Raw genomic sequence first — 24,991 nt, forward strand, 5'->3', positions numbered from 1 at the left:
TTGTATAGGTACTGCCCTATGGCAGAATCTGTATTGATGTGTCCCAAAGGAGGAACGAATATGACTGGGGAATTTTCCCGCCGCTCTTTCCTGAAATATACCGCACTTACCGCTGTGGCCGTAGCGGGCAGCAGCCTGCTGAGCGGCTGTGAGTACGGTTACAATCCGGTGCAGCACGCCCCCGGCACCAGCAACACGGTGCTGAAGGTCGTCTCCACGCTGGACTGGGTGGAATGCGATACCGATGACGATGGCAGTAACGCCACCACCCTCTTCAAGCTGGTGGTGACCAACGGCCGTAAAAACGCGCTGGAGGTGACTAAGGCAAACTTTGCCGTAAAGGCAGAGGGCTACCTTGCCTATCAGAACGACAAGCTGCAGGTGATTTACCCGGATTCTCTGAGCCATCAGGTCAAGCAGGGCGAGACGTTCACCTATTATGTGAAAGCAAAGGGCCTGAACCCGTGGGAGAATGGCCCGGTGACCCTTACCTACTACCCCGACTTGCAGTACAGCGAGTTCAGCGCCAACTGGGAGCTGAGCGCAGACGTTCTGGCGCCGGAGGGCCCCGGCACCTCCACGACCTGACCCCCTTGGTCGGAAGAACATACTGGTAAAAAACGGAGGAACAAGCCATGTCTTATACATTTTCCCGCCGCGCATTCCTGAAGTATTCGGCAGCCACCGCAGTGGCTGTGGCCGGTGCCAGTCTGCTGGGCGGCTGTGAATATCAGGATCCCAAGAACCCGGTCTGCAAAACGCTGCCCGGTGCTCTCACTAGCGATCTGCAGGTGAGAGCCGGCCTGAGAAGCATGAAGATCGAGGGCGATGTCTGCACTCTGGAGGTGGACATTGAGTCTGCCCGTGCAAACCCCATCCCGCTGGACCCCTACCGCTTCTCTGTTGCCGTAAAGGATGTGAAGGGCGAGCCGGTCTACTTCAGCGGAAACAACGGCGGCGTGCGTATTCTGGACGACAAGGGCCCCCTGATCTATCAGAAGAAGCCCATCACGATCCACTTGGCAGCTGCCAACTTCCCCAAGCTGCAGGATGGCGACACCGTGGTGTTTAAGTACATCCCCATCCGTGAAAACGCCGAGTATTCCATGACTTGGGAGATCACCAAGGAAGTGTACGATGCGCACAACGAGTCGTCGTCCGGTTCCGGCTCCAGCGAGGCACCGGAGCCCGATGCGAGCACTACCGCCTGACCTTTGAAGCACGACAACAGGCCGCCGCACAAAGCTTTGTGCGGCGGCCTGTTTTTTGTGTGTAAAACTGCTTTAAACAGCGTGCTGCCGATTCAGGCCGCAGCAGCCGGCCTTTGCCCTGCGCGCTTTGCGCGGCACATGGAGAAAAGTGTTGACGGCAGCAGGCTTTTTTGCTATACTATATAAGGTTTATCATGGAGATGTATCGAAGTGGTCGTAACGAGAACGACTCGAAATCCAAGTGGATGCTTCGCCGAATGTCTCCATATCACACGAGAAAACGTCAATTTCGATGTCCTGATAGGCTTCAGAACCTGTCTGAACGATGCGTTTTCTAACAATATTCTAACAGCAACTGTTCCAAGTTTCAAGGCAAATTTGCGATATACAAATCGTAAATTTGCCATGAAAATATACTTGGAGATGTATCGAAGCGGTCGTAACGAGAACGACTCGAAATCGTTTTGTCCTTAATCGGGCACGTGGGTTCGAATCCCACCATCTCCGCCAGAAGTCGCAGATTCAAACGAATCTGCGACTTTTTCTTTTACATCAAGCAGAGAAAGACCGCTTCTGCCTCATCACAGTATGCTTTATGCATGAACGATAAATCCATGATTATTTGGGGAGTTTGGATTCTCCCAAAAGGTTCGCAATGACCCCAGCAGACCCCTGTTTGCTTTTGTAATCGAGATGTGCGTAGATGTCAGCGGTGGTAGAAAAGGTACTGTGCCCCAGCCATTCCTGAACCTGCTTCATGGATACGCCGTTCATCACCATCAGGCTGGCGCAGCTGTGGCGCAGGTCGTGAAAACGGATGTGCTTCAGCCCGTACTTGGTCAGCAGCCAATCAAAGTGCTCCGTCACGAAGTTCGGGCGGATCAGCTTGCCTTCCTGATCGGTGCAGACGAAATCCAGATACTCAGTGCTGTAGCTCTTCTTGAACAGCTTGCGGTAAAGCTGCTGCTTTTCCTTCTGCTTCAGAAGTTCTTCTTCCACAGCCGGGATCAGCGGCAGAGTACGGCAGCTGGTCTTGTTCTTTATCACATCGCTGACCACAGGAACGTACTTGCCGTTCACCAACTGTTCCGTTACCTTGTGATTGATGGTGATGGACTTGCGCTCAAAGTCGATAGACGACCACTTCAACCCCAGTACCTCGCTGCGGCGCAGACCGTAGTAGGCTGTAATGAGGATGCACAGGTGCAGGGGGTCATCCTGCGATACTTCCAGCAGCTGCTGGACTTCATCCTTGGAGTAGAAGTTGGGCCGGAAGCTGTTCTTCTTCGGGCGGTCAACTTTCAGCATCGGGTTGGTTTCCAGATAGTCCTTGCGGACGGCATCCTTGAATGCCTTGCCGAAGATGGCATGGTAGTGAATGACCGTGTTGGTGGTGTAGCCCTCCAGCAAGATTTTCTCCTGAAACTCATCCAGCACCTGCGGCGTGACCTCGCACAGCTTCAAACCCAGCGGCTCAAAATACTGCGTGATACGGCCTTGAATCATCTGATTATAGCTGATAAAGGTTGCAGGCTGGATGGATGCCTTGTGAACTTGTACCCACTCGTTGAGATAATCCAGAAACAGCATCTCCGACTTGTTGAGGGGTTGGAGAGGTTGCGGCAAGGGCTTGGCGGTTTTAGCGTCTACTTTTTCGTAGGTGCCTCCCCGCCCCGTGGGCAGCTCCCCAGTCTCATCATAATGGAGCAATACTTCCCGGAGCATGGATTCCGCCTTGCGCTTGTTGCCCCGGACGGTCAGACCTGTGGAGATCCACTTGATCTTCCGCTTGCCGTTGGCATCATAAAGATTGATCACGAAATAGAAACGTCCATTTTTATCTTGGACAGACCCTGTAGTTTTCATCATAAACCTCCTTTGGGTCAACAGGCGTGCTGTCCGTTGCTGCACCCACAGCATACCACATCCAGCGGCGGATTTCCAGCCGGGAAGGTGCTCTGTCCGGTGAGCAGGAACTCGATCACACTCAGCTTCGGGATACGATAGGTGCGGCCGATTTTAAGCGCAAACAGGCGGCGGGAACGGATCAGTTCCCCGACCGTGTGGCGGTTCAGACCAAGCATCTCCGCAGCCTGCTGAAGGCTGATGGCATCGGGGTAACCGGGAAACATCTGGGAATAGGCATCGTTAAACTTCATAGGCACTCCTTCTGCATAAGTAGTTTAAGGTCGAAAAGTGTGTTACCTGCGGTTATATCCTTTGCAGCAAGGCTGCGGTCAGGTGACAATGTAAAGAGAACTGGCAGCAATTCCAGCTCTCGCATCGCAGATAGGCTTGCAGCCCATCTGCGTCAATATGATATGGGTCTCCCATATTCGCCCTCGGCACCCTAGGAGTGGGGAATCGTCCAGCAGCGGGCTTGCACCGCTTCATTGGCATTTCAGCCACCCCGTCTTCGTTATGACCGGGCTGCGAGTTACAGAAGTACCTTTTGTGAAGTACCGGACGATTGAACTATTCTGTTTTCAAAGAACAGAGTTTTATAGAAAATCTTTGGAATTTAAGGCTTCCGAAAAATTGTCCCTCTAATTGGTAGGCATCGAGAAAGGCCAAAATATAACCTGAAAAAGAAATTTGTTGAAAAGTTCTTGGAAAATATAGTTGATGTGGCTATTCGTTTAAAATAACATCGGTCTGCGGGGCGACCGATGGAGGGCGAGACTTTGCAACAATGGCGGTGCCTGAAGTTGAAAGTGGTCTTGAAAAAAGATGCCCTCAATAGGTAGCCGACGGGAAAGGCCAAAACGTAGCAATGTTTTTGAAAATTAACAAAAAAGTCACAATTTGCATTTGCAAATCGTGCGTCTGCTATTAAACGGAATTGTCATAATAATCATACGAGTACAAGCAAACCTTCGTGAAAGAAGATACTCCGAAGAAATACCCCTCTATATACGAGCCCACGAAAAGGGCTATTCTGCACCACAACTTACAATCTGTAACCAAGATGTAATCATTCAAATTGATATTAGCCAGAAGAATCCTTCATAACGTCAAAAAGTGTGTCACCTGCGGATAGGTGGCAATGTAAAGAGAGCTGACAGTAGTTTCAACTCTCGCATCGCAGATAGACTTGCAGCCCATCTGCGTCAATATGATATAGGTCTCCCATATTCGCCCTCGGCACCCTAGGGGTGGGGAATCGTCCGGCGGCGGGCTTGCACCGCACCATTGGCATTTCAGCCACCCCGTCTTCGTCATGACCGGGCTGCGAATTACAGAAGTACCTTTTGTGAAGTACCGGACGATTGAACTATTTTGTTTTCAAAGAACGGAGTTTTATAGAAAATCTTCGGAATTTAAGACTTCCGAAAAATTGTCCCTCTACTTACGAGCCATCGAGAACGGTCAAAATACAACCACATCTCCGAAAGTTAACAAAAAAGTCACAATTGGTGCTTATAAAAAAAGAAGGCCGGATTTTTCCAGCCTTCCAAAAGTATGTATCAATGGTTGTAGTTCAAGATTTTCTCAAGCGTGTCCACAAACCTGGCATCCTGCTCCTTCGTCCGCTTTGGGCTCCCCTTGGGGTGCTTTCCGGCACGGAGGAGCTTTTTGTTTTCATAACGCCGTAGCATGAGAGCGTCTATATTATCAGTGGTGTATTCCAGACCATTCTGGTTCAGCACTCGTGCGCACTTGGCAAGACACATACTCGCCAGCCCGTAGTCCTGCGTTACAACCACATCTCCCGGTTTTACCAGGTTGACGAGAGCAAAATCCACGCTGTCCGCTCCTTTGTCGAACACCAGCGTCTGCGCACTTTCACGCTCGATTTGGTGGGAGGTGTCGCACAGGATGATAACAGGAACATCAAACTGTTTTGCAATCTGCAATGTCAGGTCGACCACCGGGCAGCCGTCTGCATCGATCAAAATATTCATCGACTTTCCTCCATCACCCACTGAAATGCTCTTGCGGTACGCAAATCAGCGTCCTTAAAGTGTCCGCCGCTATTCCATTCTGTGAATGCTAATATATACTTGAGCCACTTTCCAGCAAAATGACAGCGAATATTTGAGCCACCCAATGGCTTCCCGTATAATAGATGTAGACTACTATGCGGGAGGCGATAGAAAGGTGGTCACATCGGTGGATGTCTACAAATCAATCCGCGCGCTGCAACTTGAAGGAGTAACCAGTCAGCGTGCAGCAGCTAAAATTCTGGGAATTTCCAGAAACACAGTCAAGAAATATTGGATGGGCGACGCAGTTCCATGGGATCGGAAAGCCTACCAGCGAGAAGCCTCTGTCATAACGCCAGAAGTAAAGCAGTTCATTGAGCACTGCCTCGATACAGATGCTGCGGAGGGTGTAAAGAAGCAGCGTCACACAGCACGGCGGATTTACAACCGGCTCGTAGAAGAATTTGGTTACACGGGCAGCGAGTCTGCCATCCGAGCGGCAGTTCATGAAGCCAAGGCAGAGCGCAAGGAAAATGAAGTTTTTATTCCATTGAGGTTTGCTCCTGGTCAGGCACTCCAAATCGACTGGGGAGAAGCTACGGTAAAACTGGCCGGCGAGAAAGTAAAGGTAAATCTGTTTTGTGCGCGTATGAGTTATAGCTGCGCGCCCTATGTTATTGCTTACTGGCGGCAAAACTTGGAAAGCTTTCTCGATGCCATTATCCATACGCTTAATTATTTTGGCGGCGTTCCTCGATCCATGATTTTTGACAACGCTCGTGTGGCTGTAAAGAGTGATTTTGGTGCCCATGCAGCAGCACAGGACGATTATTCCAAACTGGCCGCACACTACGGATTCCAGCCTGTATTTTGTAATCCGGCATCCGGAAATGAAAAGGGTCTTGTAGAGAATCTGGTAGGATATATCCGGCGCAATGTATGTGTGCCGCTGCCTCAAGTGGATTCTTTGGAAGATCTCAATACAAAGCTGTTAGAGCAATGCGCCAAATACATGAACCACAAAATCGACGGACGTTCTCAGAAAGTGGGACAGATGCTGGCCGAAGACCAGGCGCATCTCCACCCGCTACCCAAATATGTTCTCGATATTTCAAAGAAAGCCTACCCGAAAGTCAATCGCTATTCAACGGTTCTCTTTGATACCAATTACTATTCTGTTCCTTGCAAATACAGGGGAAAAGGCACCACTGTAAAGGCCTATCCCAATAGAGTTGAGATTTGGATCAATGGCCTTCTGGTGGCCACCCATGACCGCTGCATGGGTCGAAAGCAAGAATCTCTGGATTTACGGCACTATTTGCCAATCTTAGAGAGGAAAGGGCGTGCAATTCGTTACGCTCGTCCGGTTTTGAATGCAGTGCCTGCTGAATTCCTGAATTGGATGGAAAAGCAGCATTTGAACTCCAAGCAGATGGTTGAATTGCTGGAGCAGTGTTTGACAGATGGCTACTTGGCTGTTATGCAACGTGATCTGCCGAACCCGGATATGTCGATTGCAAAAAACGATGTTCCGGTTTTGTCCGTTGATCTGAGCCAGTATGACAAGCTGTACGAGCGGAAAGGGGCGGCCTCATGATTGACGTAAAAGAAGAACAGATTCGACTTCTTGCAAAACAGCTGAAGATTCCCACTTTTGCTGAATACAAAAATGTTCTCAGCGATTGCGCGCCGGATATGGATTTCAGCGATTTGCTTCTGACACTTATGATATCTGAAACAGCGGCCCGACAGGAAAACCAAACCAGAAGAAGATTGAAAGCTGCCGGATTTCCTGTACAAAAATCACTGGACGATTTCGATACCAGCCAGCTGAATCCCTCTGTATCTCCGGTGTTCCTTAATGAACTTGCATCCTGCCAGTTCATTGAACAGAAGAAAAACATTGTTATGATTGGAAATCCGGGACGAGGAAAGACACATATTGCAATTGCACTTGGAATTAAAGCTTGCTTGCAAGGGTACCATGTTCTGTTTAAAAACGCATCTACGCTCTCGACTGAACTTACTGAGGCACGAGATACATACCAGCTTGGCAAATTGGAACGGCAGCTGGCAAAAGCTGATCTTCTGATTTTAGACGAGCTCAGTTATTTGAGTTTTAACCGTTACGAATCCGATTTGCTATTCAAGGTCATTTCTGACCGCAGTGAGCAGTCCAGCACCATTGTGACAACCAATCTTCCTTTTGCAAGATGGACCGAATTATTCGAGAACACAACAATGGTTTCGGCTCTGGTGGATCGATTGACATACAAATCTGCCGTGCTGGATATGAATGGTCCGTCTTACAGACTGCTTAGTTCTCAGAGTAAAGTTGACACTGACAAGGAGAATGAAAATGACTGACATGCAGCCCAATTTTACAGTTGAGGAAGAAAACGAAGCCCTGATTAGCTTCCTTCGTGCTGATTACGATGACGCTCTTGAGCAGATTCGAGTCCTAAAAAGCGATGTAAACGAACTGATTGATATTTTGCGCAAGCATTCCATTGAGGTTCCGGTTCACATTCAGGAACGGATTCAACTGGACACTCCACTTGAATAAAGACATATCCACCAGGGCTATTTACTGGCCCTGGTATTAACAGACGAGCAGTGGCTCAAATATTCGATGTCACAAATGCTACAAATGGCTCAAGTATTCGTTAGCAAAAGTGGCTCAAATATTGGCTGTCACGTGGCTCAAATATTCATTGACATTCACACCATTCAAGCGTGCAGTCTATGCTACGCTCTGTAAGCCGACTGTGCAGGGTGCGGATATTATCACCTACTGCAGCCATGACGATGTTTTTCGTGCGCTCTTCCTTGTCGCCAAGGCTCAGATAAACGCGCTGTGCCTGTATCGGGTGCTGCTGTTCAAACTCCTTCCAATCCGGAAACCAAACAGAGGGCGAGGCAGCGGCGACACCGTAGAACAGATCAGTCTGGGTGGATGCCCACAAAGCAAACAGCCCGGCCAGCGAATAGCCGCCAAGAATGATTTTGACGTTTTCCGAGAGTTCAAACTGTTGTTTCAGTGTTGGCATGACCTGTTCCGTTAGAAAGCGCAGGGTGTCCGCAGCCTTGCCGCCAAATCCTTGTTTTCCCCACACGGCAGGAGACTTCCACGGAGAAAGTGCATCGTTCCAGCTTTCCACCGGGATGGCCGCAAACAGAAAGTGGTGCGCACTCTGTGCAATAGCGGCAACCTCGCTGTCCATGCTTTGCAATTCGTGTTCATCCGTCATCTGAAGCAGAAGATATTCGGCGCAGTCTGCGCCGTAAATACGGCAGTGTCTATCTCCGATTTGAACTTGCTTTGCGGTCACGGCAACTGCCTCCTGAAAAATTTTTGATGAGTCCAGTATAACAGCTGCGAGCAGAATTGACAATTCAGATGGATGCAATAGCTTCTGCAAGCAGTGCTTCGTGGTACCATTCTTCTGGTACGCCGAAGCTCTCTTGCAAGCAATGTCTTTGTATATACAAAGACCCTTGCCTTGCAAGAGCTTGTTGGACACAGCCCAAACCCGTTGTTCTGCATCGTGCCGATGCAGGCTTCGCGTTTTTTCAAAACGCTCTTTCAGCACTCCGCAGGAGTGCGCAGCCATCACGGGCCGTGATGTTCACAGGGATTGGGATTGTATCCCAACAAGCAGAGCACGCACGGCAAGGTTTCAATGCCGTGCGTGCTCTCTGGCCTTTGTACGCACAAAGGCACTGCTTGCAGAAACTGAATGAAAAAGCTGAAAGAAAATATTACACTGTTCTTGAATTCAAAATCTTGATGATGGCATTAGCAATAGTTGTTGCTTCATCAAGTGTATTTTGCTTGCCGAAGGAAACTCGAATCGTACCACGTGCATATTCATCGGAAAGATGAATTGCCTTTAGGACGTGCGAGGTCTGGATGCTCTTGCTGTCGCAGGCTGACCCAGTTGAAATACAGATTCCCATCAAATCCAGTCGATGGAGCAGCATTTCGCCGGAGGCATTACGAAATGATATACTTACATTTCCTGGAATATGATCAACATCACCGTTACGAACAAAGTCAAGTTTGGAATTGGAAAGGACATTCAAGAATTTTTGCTCAATTTGAAGCAAATTCTCTTGATTCTGTTTCATTTCATGGCAGTTTTTCTTTAGAGCAGTAGCCATTCCAACAATGCTGGCAACATTTTCCGTTCCGGCTCTCATCCCAGATTCTTGAGCACCGCCATCCATAAATGGATGGTGAGATGTTCCGGATTTTATGAAAATAAAGCCTATTCCCTTAGGGCCATTAAATTTATGAGCAGATGCGGACAGCATATCAATGCCTAGGCTATTTACATCAATCGGAATGTGTCCAACAGCCTGAACTGCATCCGTATGAAACAGCGCACCGTATTTATGCGCAATGTTTGCAAGAGAAGCTATGGGCTCAATGCTCCCGATTTCATTATTGACAAGCATAATTGAAACCAACCGGGGCTTACAATCCATGGCAGCCTCTAAGGTTTCAGTTGGAACCGTTCCATGACAATTCACAGGAAGATATCGAACATTTACACCAAGATGCTCCATTGCCGCACAAGCATTTAGGATGGCATGGTGTTCAATTTGGCTAGTCAAGATAGGGCGTTTTAAAGAGCTACTTTTTATAGCCCAGTTATCACTTTCAGTGCCGCCGGATGTAAAATAGATTTCTTCGGGTTTTGCCCCAATGCAGTCAGCAATAGTTTCTCTTGCCCACTTCAAGGCAGTTCGTGGTTCTCTGGCAAAAGAATATGGCTGTGAGGCGTTTCCATACTGCTCAAGAAGAAATGGCTTCATTGCCTCAAAAGAATCCTGATCCAACGGGGTGGTCGCTGCATTATCAGCATAAATCATGAGTAAGCACCTTTGTTATTTGCAAACAATCTCAGGGATGCGCTTGCTTGGAACATCATATTCCTTGGCATCAATGATGCAGAGCTGTTTATAGATCGCAGAGCGCATTTCAATAGCGGGATTTAGACAATAGTCAATAAATTCCTGACGGTCAATATCATTTGGAGTTTGTACATGAGGAAACAGAAGTTTCAAAAACGCGGTACATAACCGCTTGATTGCGGTCATATGGCGTTTATCTGCATTTGAAGGAAAATCAATCATAGCATCAACGACAGCTGAATATGTGAGATCATCTCGCAAGGCATGCATCACTTCGGCAAAATATTCCGTATTGATGGCCCAACCCTTGGCAATCATACCGGTTGTCATTCGAGGGATTTCCCATCCAGGAATAAAACCATGGAAACGATCCAATGTTGCAGATTCCCCGAACACTTCACTAATATTGGCAACCATATTTTTATTTGTGTCAAATCGGTCTGCATCAATATTTCCAAGAACAATTACACCTGCACCTGAAGACAACGAAGCATCAAAGCCTTTAATCTCGCCATATTCCATGTAGTGCTTGAGCGCCTGCTGAATTTGACCGGGTTGTTCAAATGTAATAGACTGAACTTCATCAAACCCCACAAAATCAAATCGTGTAAGAAGACCACCGGTCTTTTTCGCATTGTCGTAAATCAAGGATGCGCGAGATACAGTACCGCCACTAATAAGCCAACCACGCTTGCTTATTTTTTCAAACACGTAACTTTTTCCGGTGCCTTTTGGAGCAAGTTCAATCAGATTAACGCGTTTTTCAACGAATGGCAGAAGGCGACGAAGAAAATAAAGTTTTTTCCGTTCGCTCACCTCACCATTCTCATCTAAGTACCCGTCGGGATTGTAGTCAATCGCTTCGATAATGACATCAATCCATTCATGAATAGAAAATTGGCTTCGTGCATCACGATAAAACTCAAGATCTATATCGTAAGGGCAGAATGGCTTGTAGCCAATCATTGTGATGAGACCTTTCGGTTTTGATGGAGTTCCATCCATCATCCAGCAGAGTGTTACGATGCCCCAATTTTCACTTTCCCGCAGCAAGGTGTTTTGCCATTTCTCAGCGACATCATAAGCTACAACACCACCTGCCCCACCGCGAGAGCCACCAAAATCAGGCAGTTCAAAGACTGTTTTTCCTGTTTTTACATCAACAGAGACTCGAACCCGAGCCAAAAATTGAACGGTGTCACCATTGACCATTTGAAATTTGTATTGCTCGAAATCTTCCCGACTCGGAATATAACGCTTGATATATCGTCCAACACTTTCGTAATCGATGGTTCCATTGTCATCTGAGAACTTCATAACCAGCCAATCACGCATATAAGAAGGAATGCTCAGGTTGGAAAAATATTCGCTTCTTTGGGGATCTTTTAATACAACCATGTCAGCGAAAATTTCTCTGACTTTATCCTCCAGCATACAATCGCCGTCCTCTCACAGAAACAAGGTGCATCCCTGTTCTTTGAATTCTCGAATTTTAATGTGTAGATCATCCTCGGAGCATCCGATATATTCTGCCATGCATGGCAAACAATAAAAAACTTCGGTATCAAGGTCAATCAATTTTTGAGAAAGTGCAATCTCATCTTTTGTTAGAACCTTACCACAATCACAACATACTTTTTTCTTTACGCGCATTAAAGGTCGAAATCTCCTCCCCCAAGAGCGGGATTTATTTCCAGTGATGGAACATGGACAACTTTTCCATCGGCTATAATAATCGGATCGTATTTAAAATTCTTTGTGGCTTCAGCCTTGTTTTCAGAGAAAACTATCATCCATTCCTTACCAACTGTGTCTATAGGAGTGCAGATACCATCGACACTTCCAAGACTAGCTTGAACATTTTGAACGGGTTTATTGAACAGAATAACTGGTTTGGCTTTTTTCATAGAAAACTTGATAGAATCTTTTTTCCATGTCGCAGTAAGTGGTAGCTCGTGGATGCTGTCAAATACAACCACAGGAACAAGCAACTCTTCAGGTGAAGCGCCGCCATGAAGTTCGCCGTATTGTGCATTTTCATCATCGCCGCCGGCGGCAAAGCCAGACTGCTTAAAATGATCGTAATTTTTGAAAATCAGATATTGATTTCCATCTGAGTCTTTAGCGATCACTTGATTGGAGCTAGAAATGATTTTAGCTCCATTAAAAATACAAAATCGACCATGACTGCACACCTGAGAAGATGCTGGCGCAGGGTAGCCCTCCCTTGCATGGAAAAACCTCGCAGCAAGGCGACTGCTTCCGTGATCTCCCGTAATAATTACCCGATGGTATTTTTGAAACAGCTCCTCAACCTTATCGACGACTTTGGAAAAGAACGCAAACTGTTCCTGAATGCAGGCATAATAACTTGGATCATCAATTACGCCATGGTGCGCCAACTTGTCCAACTTATCAAGTTTGTCATGCGGCGTATCCATTTTATTCCACTGGTCATTGTATTCCGTTTCCGTTGGCAAGCAGCTCTGTGCCAGAGCAACGGATTTTATCTGACCATTATTGTCTTTTTGCAATGTCCAGCAAAGCAAGGAAAGCCATTCGGCGCCAAGTGCATCAATCCATAAAATAACGCTGTCCGTTGTTATCGAATCGCTAAGCAACGTATAGCGATAGGGATAAGAATTTATATCAAAGTTTGAAAAATAAATATCCTCATCCTGCGGCAAGCGATTTGAAAGTTTATAAGACTTGTAGGAATCAAAGTACCGCTCAGAGTCACTATCCTTAAACAGTTCAGTGTGTTGTAGATAAGCATAAAGCTCAGGATAAGCAGACTGAACCTCCGAGCAGGACAAAGCCTGTTGAGCATCCATCCTCAGCCATTCTCCAATCATATGAATCAGATAAATGCGTTCAGCCTGAGTATTTCCTGTCAGATAGCAAAGCCGGAGCTTGTAATCAGGGATTTCATCCAATGCCTTGAAAAATGCGGGATCTTTAGACAGATTCAGTGCAGACATCAAATCCTGACTTTCTTTTTCCCATTCAGGATGTCGGAGACGAAGAGAGAAAATGTCATGATAAATATTATCTACTAGATCATTTTCGTTTTTTGCCTTGCGGACGCAATAAGAGAGATAGTCGTCTTGCTGATGTAGCTGCATCCAAAGCATCACAAGCTGTTTTTGACCGGTCTTCATCGTTGCCCATTTTCCCATGACATCTGTATTTTGAAAATAAACAAGATTCAGGCAGTTAAGGATAGCTTCGTCAAGACTTTTCTTTTGGAGCGCATAAGGAAATAACAAATTGACTGATTCATCCGGGCAGTTTTCTGAAGTTAATACTTCTCCTCCCTGAAGATAAGCACGGATAAAAGACAATGTATCTGGTAAAACATGAACTGAGATATCTCCTGCCGTAGATTGCATATCGCGCAATCTCCCGGTGATTAGGACATACTCTGAATACTGTACAGACGGGTTCAACCAGTATTCATACCAGCTTCGTATGCCAGAAAATACTTTGTTGGCTGCGTTTACAAGGGTGTTTTGATATTTGTCAAATTGCTTTGACAAAACGAGAATTTTCAGGGTTTGTGGGTCGGATATGTCGGTAGTACAGTCAAAGAAAAAGTCTTTCTGCCGTTCATCACCATCGAGGTGAAGGTCTTTATCATGCCATTGGGCCCTACATCCCCAGAGAGGAATGATGATTCGACCAAGATCAGAGCCATATCCCATATAACGCCAGAGCTTTATAAAGCGTTGACGCTGAGTCTCACCTCTGGAAAAAAGCCGAAGGTATTCGCTCACGCCGGGGAGAATCAACCATTTGTCTTTATATTGGGAATCCATAAGACTGTCATAGGCAGGTAGCACATCAGCAGAGGAAAACAGCACGTCTGAAGGAACCACTTCCACATTGGGAATTGTTTTCAGCTTTTCCAGAAGATCGCAATATTCAGCAATATTTCCGACCATGATAGCACGGCAAGGAAAACGGCTGGGCACACGTTGCTGCTTTTCCAATTTCAACGTATCAATGACTTGATCTACCGTCATAGTTTTGCTCCTTTCCTTATTTTAGAAACTCATCGCAGTATTCAGGGTGGCTATCCAGAAAACTGGCGATGTTCTCACGCAAACGACTTACAGGCATTTCAGCAATTTCATTCTTAGTATTCTGCAATTTTTCCTGTCGAGCCTGCTGTTGGATGGCCGACTTCATCATAGATTGAAGCCGACTGAGTTCTGGTGCTTCCCAAGTACTCATATCATTTCCGTGAGACAGCTTCAACTTGGCAAGCAATTCTGGGCGATGTACCTTAAAATAGGTAACATACTCAGAGCCAACGGTTTCATAAAGAGCGGCGTATACCTTTTGGGCCTCCGTCAAAACACGAGCTTTCTCATTCTGCAAAGCATCAATTGCAGCAATGACCTCTGTATCACGAGGAGTAGTTATACCGCTCTGAAGGTCAATGACCGTGTGAATCGGTTTGCGTAGTTCTTTTGGAATTACCCAGAAAATAGGTGTCGAGAAAGAGTCGCACCATGCCTTGACAGACTCCTTCCCTGTAACGCTTTCCCACAGTGCCTTCAGCTTACTGCGATTGCGAGCTTGTCCGATACGAGCAACCTGCTGATCCAGCAGGTGATTGAATTGGGTGAGAGTCGCATCAAACGGCGTGCTTTTCAGGCCGGAGTAAATAGCGTCCAGTTCCTCAGCGGTACAACTTACATCACGGGCATCCAGAATATCAGCAAGTGTGGGTTTGCTGTCGGTCAGGAAGTCGTTTGCCGCCTTGCCATAGCTGCGCAGAGCGGCAGCATCCGCATTGCGCTCATCAGCGGTCAGGTGGGCGACTTTTCCAAGAGATAGTGTACGGAGAGCCTTTAACGCAGGATACCAGGGCTTCTGGATATCCTCAACTGCGGTGAAAGGAATACGCTGATACTTGAAACGGTTTGCCAAATCTTTGCGGGCATCTTCTAAATTGCGGTAGTTTTGTCCTAATGCATGGTCAACCTCAACCAGATACTGATATTCATTCACGATGTCAGCCAGCTTATCCGCAACTTGCTGCTCGGTCCATGTATAAATTTCACCCTGCATGCTAAGATGCAGACGGTCGCTCAAATCCACCGGCTGGATGGAAAGCGTTGTGGCAACATCGGCCAGTGCGGGGGAGGAAGAATACAAGAAATTGCGGAATGCAGTAGACATGACAGCCTTATCCTGAAATGCCTTTCGCATAGCAACCTTGACTTTTCCGCGACTCTGGAAATTCAGAAGGACATCGTTCATAATAGCTTCACGGTCAATATCAGCCGAAATAAACTGCTGCATTTCATTGATGATCGTGTTTGCTTTATCAGTGTTGGGTCCATACGTTCCGTCCGGGAGATACTTTAATGCCCAGAACGGTGCGCCAGACTGGGTAATAGCGGCGCGCATATTACGGCAACATTCGGCTTCTGTTGCAACCTGTGCATCGGTCAAATTTATAATGTCTTTAACGTAATCGCGGAAGTGCTGGAACGTGATACTGCCGGCAGATAGATAGTCCGAGTTGAGGGAACCTTTGCACATGGACAGAATCATGCTCTTGAGAGTTTGTTCGTTCAAAATGTGCGTACTCTGGACGCTATCCGTCCAACTGAAGGCTGTGTTTTTGTAGCAGGAGAAGATCAGGCCAAGCAGGATGCCGCAGGCAATCGTATTATAATAACCAAATGGCGGCTCCTGCAGTTCACGCCACAAGTCGCTCAGAATCACACGCTGACCGGAATCCATCTTATCACGAATGACCTTTGCGAGCGCAGAAACAGCTGTTACGGTTTTATCGCCCGTAGCGTTGGCTATTCCGTCAATCTCCGTAAATTGCAGAATTTCCGGAGAGATGCTGTTCAAAACGCTTTGCATCTGGGTGGTTGCGCCTTTACGAGCAATACCCGCTGCCGGTGCAGCATCGTTGCAAGGTTTATAGGCGGTAACCATTTTGACGATCTGTTCCGGGGCGTAGGGGAAAACATTGTTCAGAACCTGTGTAATGATGGTATGGCGCAAATTTGCCGTGCCATAGAGATTATTGAACATATTGGTGCCATTCCATGCCACGAGTTTGCCGCCGCCAGTAGCCTGCGCAGTCCATGTGTTGACCACTTTTTCGCTTTCCAGCTTGTAGCCATTTGCAGATGCAGTTTGCCCACTCTCATTAGCAAGCTCCATTTTGGTAAGCTGTGTCAGCCATGCTTTACGATTCTCGTCACTAAGAGGCGTCTTGAGCAGAGCAATCGTCAACCGGGGTTCATTTGCATCGGCGGCAGCGTGAGCCAGCGTATTCTGGATCGCGCTATACTGCGGATCATCCTTTACTGTGACAATCAGCAGACCCAGTTTGTAAGGCGATTTTACCAATTCTGCCTTTACCTCGGCAAGACGATTATTGATAGAATTGGTTTCTGCACAGCAAACAGCAATCTTCATGCGTTTGAAGGTCGCATCGTTTTCGTCCCAGACCTTCTTTTCCAGCTCGTTGGAGAAGCGGCCATCCTTGGCAAACATCTGATACCGAGAATATTTCCGGTCGTTATTTTCAAACTTGACCCGGAATGCATCGCCAGAGCCACCCTTGAACGGGAGTTGAAGCCGAATCGTACCATTAGCAGCCTGATCTTGAAGTACCAGCTTGCTTTCCTCCAAAGTAGCAAGCAGGTCACGCACTTTATCTTTGCTAAGTACACCAGCTACACAGTTTTCCAGACAGTCCAGCGTTGCAGCAATGCCACCCTGCATATGACGCACACCATATGCGCCTTTAGTAGTGGAAGAAACAGCAAGCAGCAGCATCACGATTTTGAACAGGCGCAGCGCATCCTCATCACTTTCAACAAGATGCAGGCTTTCCTCATAATGCTGGATATAAGGTGCAACTTTCGTATCTTTATCGCTAAAGTCGCTTTCGCGGGTGAAGAAATAATCCCACAGCCATTCCGGGGTGAGCCAGCGTGCTTCATCATCCGGGCCGTAGTGGTTGATATATCCGACAAAGCCAATGTCAGAATTCGATTGATCCTTCATAAAGCGGAACATGGTACGCTGCGCAGCAGCAAAGCTCTCCGCCACACGAGAAAGCAACCGAATCGTCATAGGGTGGATGGGGCACAGCTTGTCGATCATTTCGCCGGTCTTGTCATCCAGACCAACCAGATCTGGCAGGAATTTCTTGAAATCGTTGACAACCTGATTGCGTTCATCAGCCCATGCGTTTTGCATACCGTTGCGCACAACAATAGACCCCGCGATCAAATCCAGCGCAGCGGATGCACTGATGTGGAATTCTACCGTGTGGAAACGGTTGGTGATCATCTGATAGCGGTCTTTGCCCATGCTATCGACCATCTCATCCGAACGATGAACAACATAGAGCATAAAGAACGGCTTGACTTTGCAGAATTCAGAGAGCTGCTGCATGATGGTATGGTCATCGCTGTGTGCAACATACTCGGTGAACTCATCCCAGATAAAGAAGATACCGCTCTTGGCAAGGCCGTTGGCATCAATGACTTCTGTCAGCCAATTTTCAAACGTGTCCAGATTGGAAATCAAGCCAAACTTCATGTCACGCAGAACCATAGCAGTCGTCTGGATGGCAGACAACTTGCCAGCGGAAACTGCAGCACGCAGTTCTTCCACCGAGGAGTAATCATCACTCAGGATCGTATTCTCAATCACATGATCCCAGTTGATAGACGCATCATTCAACTTATCGGTCACAGCACTGATCAACGATGCGCCACCCAAATCGGCCTTATCGCCAAACTTGGCAACCAGAGCTTCACGGACAGCCTGCTCTGCTTCTACCAGCATCATGTCGCCGGTGCGAATGCCCGTACAGCCGGTCTTCCAGATCATCAGATAATCGCCCTTGTTGCGGCACTTCATAAAGCGATTGCGATATTTGGATAGCCGAGAGGACTTCGACAGGAACTCGTCGATTACTTCCGGCTTTTCTTCCAGCAGGTGCTTTACAAAAATAGCTGCATAGCTTTTACCAGTGCCGTAAGAGCCATGCACCCAAAACGATCTCCGGGCATCCGGGGCCTCATTGCCAAGCGACTGACATAGAACATCCACCAGATTTTCCATGTCGTCGCCAACAATATATTCCCGCCACAGGTTTTGATTTCGCTTATCCGCATCAATGTCCACAACCGACTCGAAGTTGGGGCTGATTTCAAGGAAGTCCTTGTACTGCTTGTTATATGCCATGACCGCAAACTCCTCTCGATTTTTTATTCCTCGGCCAGATCAATAATATCGTCGGAAGAATAATCTTCCAGAATGATGTTGTCCAGATTTGCCACAAAGGAAACCCGGATGTGCTTCGGGAAACTGATTGCCAAGCCCTGCACATCTTCGCGGAACTTCTTCACATCAATGCCGTAGATATCCGCAGGAGAGATTCCCTTTGCATCCGGATTGCTGTGTGCATTGACCAGCTCAGAGAAAGTAAAGCTCTTACGGCCAGTATGCTCAGCATAGAGATAAAGTGCATACAGCAAAGCAACCGCATGGGGGTATTCCCATCCGGCACGGTAATAGTCTTTATCAAGCTGAATTCCCTGCATCAGTGAAGAACCAATAGGAGAATCTCTAAATGTTGAAAGCAGAGAGTTCGCTGCATGGTCACAGGCGGTAGCGTTATCATATTTCAAAATACCGACAATATCATCCTTATTGAAGGTTTCTCCAACACCAATATTAAGACAAAATGCATTGACGACAATAGAGTTATACGCAAGATTAGCCCACATGACCGCCCATCCAAATGGGTTATAGACGCCAATATTGATGAGCTTGTTTCCAAGCACCGTCAGTTCCGGCAAAACAACTTTCTTTGAACCTTTCGTCTCTATCTTCAAAATTCCAGATTCAGCAACCCATTGTTTTAATGCTTTATACTGATCTTTGCCTAAAACTTTATCTTGATCTGGCAAGTCAAAGCAATCCACTCCCGTATCAACAAAATGAGAATAAAACGACTGTCGAAATCCAAAATTTCTGTATTTATCCGGGTTTTCCATGTTTTCTCCTCTCACAAACAACGACTTTGCAACCATACAGCCTTTATCGGTATAAGTGCAGCAATTATAACAGTGAACACAGCGATTGGCGCGAATAACAATCTTTCCATCAATAATCTGATATGCACCAGTAGGACACTGTGGCGTACACGCTTTGCAACCTACACAGTAAGCTGTTTTATTGGCAATACTGCGTAATGTCGAGATATCAAATCTATCCAGCTGAAAAAATGGGCTTATTGATACAATTTGCTGCCCATTTTCTTCCCGATAGTTCATTTCAAAATTACCATGTTTCGTTTTAACGGTAATTCGCTTTCCGTCATCATCAACAGGAATACCCCAAATGGGAAGAACGCTATTCCAATTTTGACGAGCGTTCTTTATACGGAAGACGATGGAGGTTGCTGTTATTTCTTCCGAAACTCTATTTTCGCCCTGTTTGAGAATTTTTCCTCCAGCACGCGCTTGCCAGCCGCCGTCTTCAATGTATTTTTTGTCAATCTTTCCTTTTGCGAAAAGGGTCATATCTTCGAGCATCCGCAACTGGCTCTTGACTTCATCAGGATAATTAAAAGAGATAAGAGAATCCTGCCATTTTGCAGACATAGGGCATACCTTGCAACCGACACGATAGATACCATGCCGATAGGCGTTATTTAACAATACATTTTTCTTTAGTGCATATACAAAAATCTCGGCTGATGACCACTTTAAAATCGCATGACAGTTGACTTGCTGAATATTTTTAACGCCCTCACCAACCTCTGTATATTTTGATCTTCGTAAACTTTCCTCTGCTCGAACGCCATCAAATACAACAGCTTTTGTATCTTTTCCTGTTAGTTCGGACAGTAGCATCAATGTGGGAACGGACTTTCGGACAGAACAGCACCAGCGCAATTTACTGGCTGGCGGTCCAAATTCATTCCAAGATTCTTCCATATCCATATGGCACTTTGCTTCTTTGAAACGAACACCAGGCCAGTGTTTTTGCGCATCGACAAAAGTTTTTAACGTATCGGAAAGTTCCATGCCGGTATTACTGAACACAACATAATAATCCTTTGGAGCAAGCGCTTTTGTCATCAGGTCAAGCAAAACCAGAGAGTCCTTGCCGCCCGAAAATGCACAGACAAATGAGAACCCTAACGGAAGATAGTGCTCGTACTGTGTCTGGATAAATTGGACTGCCTTTTGCTCCAGACTCAGCATAATTTGCCGGTTGACTTCATAGAGCCGATCCGTATCAATAGGAACGAGTTTCAGACGTTCCTCTGTTAAACGCTTGATCGTCGGTTTTGTATAGAAACCTCCTCCCTGCGCCTCAGCCACGCAGACACCGTTCAGAACATATCGACGAACACCCTCTGCCCAAAGCAGCGGGGCAGTTGTATCTTTGGGATAATCCCAGTATTGATCCATCCCGAAGAAGTCCAATTCTTCATGGAATACCGGGCGAATTTCTTTTTGAATTTTTGCATTGATCGTCAGCCGGAAGATGCCGTTCTCTTCCGTCCATTCATAACCGTACACGGCGGCTTTTCATTCCTCTCTTGCGCCAGAGATTTTCTGGCGTTCGTTTTCTATTTACAAATTGATTGTCACGGTGGTATTGTCTGCACTCCATGCAAAACGGGGATCGTTGGCAAGTGCCTTGTGAAGTCTGCCATACAATTCACTGCCAGCAAGAAGCCCACGCTTGACCAGAAGTTCACGCAGATCTTCTGCTTGGAACCGTTTTCCTGTGATGCCGTCATCGACATACCACGCTGCAACGGCATCCGAAAAAGTCTGGACTTCACTGGAGCCGCTCACCAGCATGGCGTGCAGGGTATCCTTGGATTGGCTGGCCATACCGCAGATCGTCTTAGCATTGCCCAGCTTTTTGCTGTAAAAGCCCAGAATGCTTTGCAACAGTAAAGGTGTCCACGGTCGGTCACCGGGCAAAGCCGGGAGCAAACTGTACCACCACGGCTGGATATCGCGCAGAACAATGTGATCCCCTAAATCGGAGAACAGCTTATCCAGAGCCTGCTGCGCTTTGGCAAACCATGCTTCATTCAGTTGCAAACTTTCCCCGGTAATCAGCACATCTGGCTGGTAATAGAGGAAAATCGGTTCTTCATTCAACTTCATCTGGCCGTGCAGATTGCCAGTTTTCAGCCCGACATTTTGCAGATATTGAATCAGATCCTCCTCCACAAACATTCCATCCTGTTCCCGTGCATAACGGCGCATCACATCGAGAACCGAACCAATCTGCTCGTCGCCACCACGCGAGATATGCGTCTTATTGCCAAAAGAGTAATGCGTTCCGTGATATCCGACCTTCTCGAACAGGTGGCGAGCGAGGTCATAAACCATTGCGGAACTACTGATGCCATTATCATTCAGGAACATCTGCATTTCGGCACGAACATATTCATAGAGCTGCGTATCCGAAACATAGCCGTTGTTCCGCTCCATAAGTTTTTCCAAAAGCTGCTCCATCTGACTGGCACCATCGTCCCAATCTACAAAGGCATCCTCGTGGTAGAGTTTGCCTGCCAGTGATACGATTTTGGAAGATGCCGAAACAGCCTCCCGAATGGCATAGTCCGATGCATGGATTTTTCCATAGAGATCTGACAGTGCAATGCCGTCCAAATCTGCATCCAGCACGACCTTTTCAACATCCCGAATCAATTCCTGAGAGACCGGAGAAATGACTGCGGGTGCTTGCATGGGTGTTGCAACAGGCTTAGAAGCGATTGGCTCTTTTTTCGTAGAAGTGCTTTCCGGCACAGAAAGATACTGTATGTATTTTGCCAGTGCGGCCCGCAGCCGATTGTTCTGTCTGGCGTTGGTTGCGGTATATTCCTTTGTGGCAGTCAACAGATCTTTCGTGCGTGTTGCAACGTCAAGGGATACGCCATAAAGAGCCGTGCTGTCCAAGCCGATTTGCCGAGCCAGCTGTTCACAGTTGTTGATCGCAGAGGCATAGCTCCGTGAGGAGGATTCTGCCAGATGCATCTCGTTCCGCATCCATTGATAAAAAGCGGAACTGTTTGCGTTGGGCGGTGTCCGTACAGCTGTTTTTTCAACAGGCGCAGCAACAGGCTTGGCAATCGGTTTTGCTGGCGCAGAAGAAACCACTTGGGGAATCGAAACGTCGGTCACTGTGACCGGTACATCCGATTCAGCCTTTTTGCACTGAACCGAAAGTGCAGTATGCGCAACTCCACAATGATCCAGGAGCTTATAAAGGCTTGTCATGGCTTCATCCGGGGTTTTCTCGGTTTCCAGATAAAGCCACTGCCCTGCACTGTTTTTGGTGAGGACCTTCAGCCCTTTCAGTTTATGGGCCCGATAGGCAGTTTCAATATAGACACCAGTTTTGTTGTCCGGGTCGCCGATGAGCGAAATGAACTTTTGAGGATAGCGGCTGTACAGTTCCTTGACACCTGCGACATACACATCTTTCCATGTTTTCACTTCGATGTGTTTGCCATCAAACAGCACTTCAAGAGGATTTGCTCCTGCGCAGGAGAATTTTTCCGGAGAAGAAATTTTCTGCGAACCGGACAAAGCAGGGGCAGGCAACACGGAGGGATGAGAGGTCGAAGCTGTATCGGGCGGCTGCACTGTTGATGCAGCTTGCGCATTTGCCAGTGCTTTCGCTGAGCTTTCCCGAAATTCTCGATACAGATCAATCGTATGCACGATTTGGTTTTGCTGTCTTGACGAAAAATAGTGCCACTGCGGTGTACGCCGCAGAGCAGAGAGAATGTATTTGAGTTCAACGGCACTTGTCACTGAGAAAAGTCGCTTGGCAGATATCTGAAGCCGGTTGATGACTTTCTCCGTCATGGAAAAAGCAGCTTGCGCTTCTGAAGGCTTCTCACCTTTTTGAATCAGCCATTGCATATATTGCTGTTCAGCCGAGGTCACAGTAGGTGCTACTTTGGAAACTTCCGGCCGGAAAATTTCAGACAGCGATTTCCGAATCATAGGGGAATCTGATTTATCGGTGCGCAAGGTTGCATTTTGTGACTGATTTGCGGAGAAATAGATTACCATTGTGTCCAATGGGTCTTTACAGATCTCCATCAGCTTTTTCAGGCGGAGCAGAATTTGTTGCACATTGAAGTCTGTTTCAGCAAAAAGCCATTTTCCATCCGGCTTCCGCATAATGCCGAGTGGATGCGAAAACTCCCGAATCTCAATTTCGCTTCCAATTTCAATCTTATCCCCTAAAATGCTTTTCCTTTCAAGGCGCATTAATTCATCCGGATGCTTTGCCGCAATCAGTTTGAGCGCAATAAAGTAAAGCAACTGCCAGCTCGCGGTGGATTTTTTGTCGCCGTAGTAAACTACGGAGTCTGGCTTTGCTTTGAGATAGTCAGTCAAGTTTGGAGTTTCGCTTTTTTCAGAAAAGATCATTTTTGTTTTGGCCTTTCAGGAAATCCGGGCGTAAAAAGATGGTGTTTACAGAATGTCATCACACAAACATCTTAAATTGTGCAACATGCACAAAATATAAACACTTCAACATTGTAATTATAGCATTGAGCAGGACGACACACAAGTGATTTCGACACAAATCTGAAGATTTGCAACAAAAAAGCCGCAGAATGAAATAATATCACCTGCGGCTCAAATCAATAATTTATCTTACTTTATAATATACTCGGTTTCCGGCTTTCCTTGCTGCCAGCAATCCCATCTCGTGGAACTTCATCACGAACGTCCGGATCGTGGCATAGGCAGCATTGCGGAAGTCTTTTTCCAGCTGCTTGGTGGTGAACTCCTCCGTGCCGTAGGCAGACAGAACATATTCCCAAAGCAGCCGTTCTTTCTCGGTGATTTTTCCTTCCGAAAGGGCTGTCTGATATACTTGAAGCTCTGTCTGCGGCGGCATCACATCGACTTGCAGACGGTTATAGACTTCGTTGCAGAAGTAGGACAGGAACGGCGTTACATCCGTGTAGCCGGAGATAAGAGCATTCTTTTCGACACGGTCATAGGCTTTGTAGTAGGCTGACTTGCTCTCAGCAATATAGTGGGAAAACGGCGTGAACAGTGCTGCTGGATAGCCCTGCTGAACAAGATACCAAAGGTGGAGCAGCCGAGCCGTGCGGCCATTGCCATCAAAATAGGGGTGATAGTAGGCGAAAGCAAAATGCAGGATAGCGGCTTTGTGCAACTCGTTGATGCCATCTTTGGCATTGGCGAAATCAACCAGCCGTTTCATGGCATCCGGGAGCTGCTGCACCGGAAGTCCCTCCCGACTTTCTTCGCCGCCGATAACATAAACGGGAGCATTCCGGTAAAAATGGTCAGGCAACAGGCGGTCTTCATCCGGCAGATAGTCGCCGGAGCTGATTTGGTAAAGTTGGTGCAAGTTTTCTTCCGTAATCGCATTCTGGCGGTCGGCAATGAAGTCCAAACCACGCTTCATGCCATAAATACGCGATTCTTCCTCATTACGCGGGGCGTAGCCATTCAGAATATGCCGGATGCTGTTGCGTGAGGAGCGAATGCTTTCGATTTGGAAGGTTGCGTGGATCTCCTCAGTCATGGCCTGCAACCCAAAGGACTGATTGCTTGCGGGAACAGAAAGAAGCTGCTTCATGCCGTTGGTGGAGATTTGAGCCAGATTGGGCAGATAGAACAGTTCATCACTGGAAAAATCAGCCAAAGGCAAAGGTTGAGCGAGATTCTGACGGAGCAACCCTATAAACTCCTTGACACTAGAGACAGAATATTTATACTCCATCCGATCCAGCTCGAACAGATGCTTGTCTGAAAGCATTTTTGCAAATTTGGCTCCATCCATTCCTGTCACCTCATAACTGATACATATTGATACCAATTGGTATCAATATACTGACAACCA

At 47.0% G+C, this 24,991-nt stretch carries 16 protein-coding genes and 1 tRNA gene; 6 read left to right on the plus strand and 11 right to left on the minus strand.

Annotated features, from left to right (window positions below; all coding sequences use genetic code 11):
- Nucleotides 1-60: 60 nt before the first annotated feature.
- The 3 genes from ACXPUX_RS04120 to ACXPUX_RS04130 all read left to right on the plus strand — a co-directional run bounded on the left by ACXPUX_RS04120 (nucleotide 61) and on the right by ACXPUX_RS04130 (nucleotide 1,721).
- Nucleotides 61-588: a twin-arginine translocation signal domain-containing protein gene (locus ACXPUX_RS04120; RefSeq protein ID WP_458830241.1), complete on the plus strand. Its 528-nt coding sequence runs from the start codon at nucleotides 61-63 to the stop codon at nucleotides 586-588.
- Nucleotides 589-635: 47 nt separating this feature from the next.
- On the plus strand, nucleotides 636-1,211 hold the full coding sequence (locus ACXPUX_RS04125) for a twin-arginine translocation signal domain-containing protein (RefSeq protein WP_458830243.1): 576 nt from the start codon (nucleotides 636-638) through the stop codon (nucleotides 1,209-1,211).
- Nucleotides 1,212-1,630: 419 nt separating this feature from the next.
- A tRNA-Ser gene (locus ACXPUX_RS04130) sits at nucleotides 1,631-1,721 on the plus strand.
- Nucleotides 1,722-1,829: 108 nt separating this feature from the next.
- Here the strand turns inward: ACXPUX_RS04130 and ACXPUX_RS04135 are convergent.
- The 3 genes from ACXPUX_RS04135 to ACXPUX_RS04145 all read right to left on the minus strand — a co-directional run bounded on the left by ACXPUX_RS04135 (nucleotide 1,830) and on the right by ACXPUX_RS04145 (nucleotide 5,116).
- Nucleotides 1,830-3,029, minus strand: coding sequence for a tyrosine-type recombinase/integrase (locus tag ACXPUX_RS04135; RefSeq protein WP_458830245.1), 1,200 nt, complete (start codon nucleotides 3,027-3,029; stop codon nucleotides 1,830-1,832).
- A gap of 65 nt (nucleotides 3,030-3,094) precedes the next feature.
- Nucleotides 3,095-3,370 carry a helix-turn-helix domain-containing protein gene (locus ACXPUX_RS04140; RefSeq protein WP_458830247.1) on the minus strand — a complete coding sequence of 92 codons (276 nt, stop codon included), beginning with the start codon at nucleotides 3,368-3,370 and terminating at the stop codon, nucleotides 3,095-3,097.
- A gap of 1,308 nt (nucleotides 3,371-4,678) precedes the next feature.
- Complete coding sequence (locus ACXPUX_RS04145) at nucleotides 4,679-5,116, minus strand: YaiI/YqxD family protein (protein ID WP_458830249.1); 438 nt, start codon at nucleotides 5,114-5,116, stop codon at nucleotides 4,679-4,681.
- A gap of 208 nt (nucleotides 5,117-5,324) precedes the next feature.
- Between ACXPUX_RS04145 and istA the strand changes: the two genes are divergently transcribed.
- The 3 genes from istA to ACXPUX_RS04160 are packed head-to-tail and all read left to right on the plus strand — an operon-like array spanning nucleotide 5,325 to nucleotide 7,703.
- Entirely contained in the window at nucleotides 5,325-6,734 is a 1,410-nt protein-coding gene (gene istA / locus ACXPUX_RS04150; RefSeq protein WP_458830250.1) for an IS21 family transposase, read from the plus strand.
- A complete protein-coding gene (gene istB / locus ACXPUX_RS04155) occupies nucleotides 6,731-7,504 on the plus strand; it encodes an IS21-like element helper ATPase IstB (protein ID WP_458830252.1) in 774 nt (257 codons plus the stop codon). Before istA ends, istB begins: the two co-directional genes overlap by 4 nt.
- The gene (locus ACXPUX_RS04160) at nucleotides 7,497-7,703 is read left to right on the plus strand and encodes a hypothetical protein (protein WP_458830254.1); all 207 of its coding nucleotides are present in this window, start codon (nucleotides 7,497-7,499) and stop codon (nucleotides 7,701-7,703) included. Before istB ends, ACXPUX_RS04160 begins: the two co-directional genes overlap by 8 nt.
- Nucleotides 7,704-7,848: 145 nt before the next feature.
- On the opposite strand, the gene ACXPUX_RS04165 is transcribed toward ACXPUX_RS04160, so the two are convergent.
- From ACXPUX_RS04165 to ACXPUX_RS04200, 8 genes are all read right to left on the minus strand, one after another.
- Nucleotides 7,849-8,730, minus strand: a complete 882-nt coding sequence (locus tag ACXPUX_RS04165; protein WP_458830256.1) for an alpha/beta hydrolase-fold protein — start codon at nucleotides 8,728-8,730, stop codon at nucleotides 7,849-7,851.
- A 169-nt stretch (nucleotides 8,731-8,899) separates the two neighbouring features.
- The gene (locus ACXPUX_RS04170) at nucleotides 8,900-10,015 is read right to left on the minus strand and encodes a cysteine desulfurase family protein (RefSeq protein WP_458830258.1); all 1,116 of its coding nucleotides are present in this window, start codon (nucleotides 10,013-10,015) and stop codon (nucleotides 8,900-8,902) included.
- 15 nt (nucleotides 10,016-10,030) lie between these two features.
- Entirely contained in the window at nucleotides 10,031-11,491 is a 1,461-nt protein-coding gene (gene brxL, locus ACXPUX_RS04175) for a BREX system Lon protease-like protein BrxL (protein WP_178685420.1), read from the minus strand.
- A gap of 218 nt (nucleotides 11,492-11,709) precedes the next feature.
- Nucleotides 11,710-14,082 carry a BREX-4 system phosphatase PglZ gene (gene pglZ, locus ACXPUX_RS04180; RefSeq protein ID WP_458830260.1) on the minus strand — a complete coding sequence of 791 codons (2,373 nt, stop codon included), beginning with the start codon at nucleotides 14,080-14,082 and terminating at the stop codon, nucleotides 11,710-11,712.
- Nucleotides 14,083-14,098: 16 nt separating this feature from the next.
- Entirely contained in the window at nucleotides 14,099-18,295 is a 4,197-nt protein-coding gene (locus tag ACXPUX_RS04185; protein WP_458830262.1) for a hypothetical protein, read from the minus strand.
- Between the two features lie 23 nt (nucleotides 18,296-18,318).
- Complete coding sequence (locus ACXPUX_RS04190) at nucleotides 18,319-20,646, minus strand: phosphoadenosine phosphosulfate reductase domain-containing protein (protein ID WP_178685431.1); 2,328 nt, start codon at nucleotides 20,644-20,646, stop codon at nucleotides 18,319-18,321.
- Nucleotides 20,647-20,700: 54 nt separating this feature from the next.
- On the minus strand, nucleotides 20,701-23,535 hold the full coding sequence (locus ACXPUX_RS04195) for a hypothetical protein (RefSeq protein WP_458830264.1): 2,835 nt from the start codon (nucleotides 23,533-23,535) through the stop codon (nucleotides 20,701-20,703).
- 226 nt (nucleotides 23,536-23,761) lie between these two features.
- Nucleotides 23,762-24,931: a Fic family protein gene (locus ACXPUX_RS04200; protein WP_458830266.1), complete on the minus strand. Its 1,170-nt coding sequence runs from the start codon at nucleotides 24,929-24,931 to the stop codon at nucleotides 23,762-23,764.
- Between the last annotated feature and the right edge of the window lie 60 nt (nucleotides 24,932-24,991).

Source organism: Faecalibacterium sp. PGM34, from assembly GCF_054456555.1.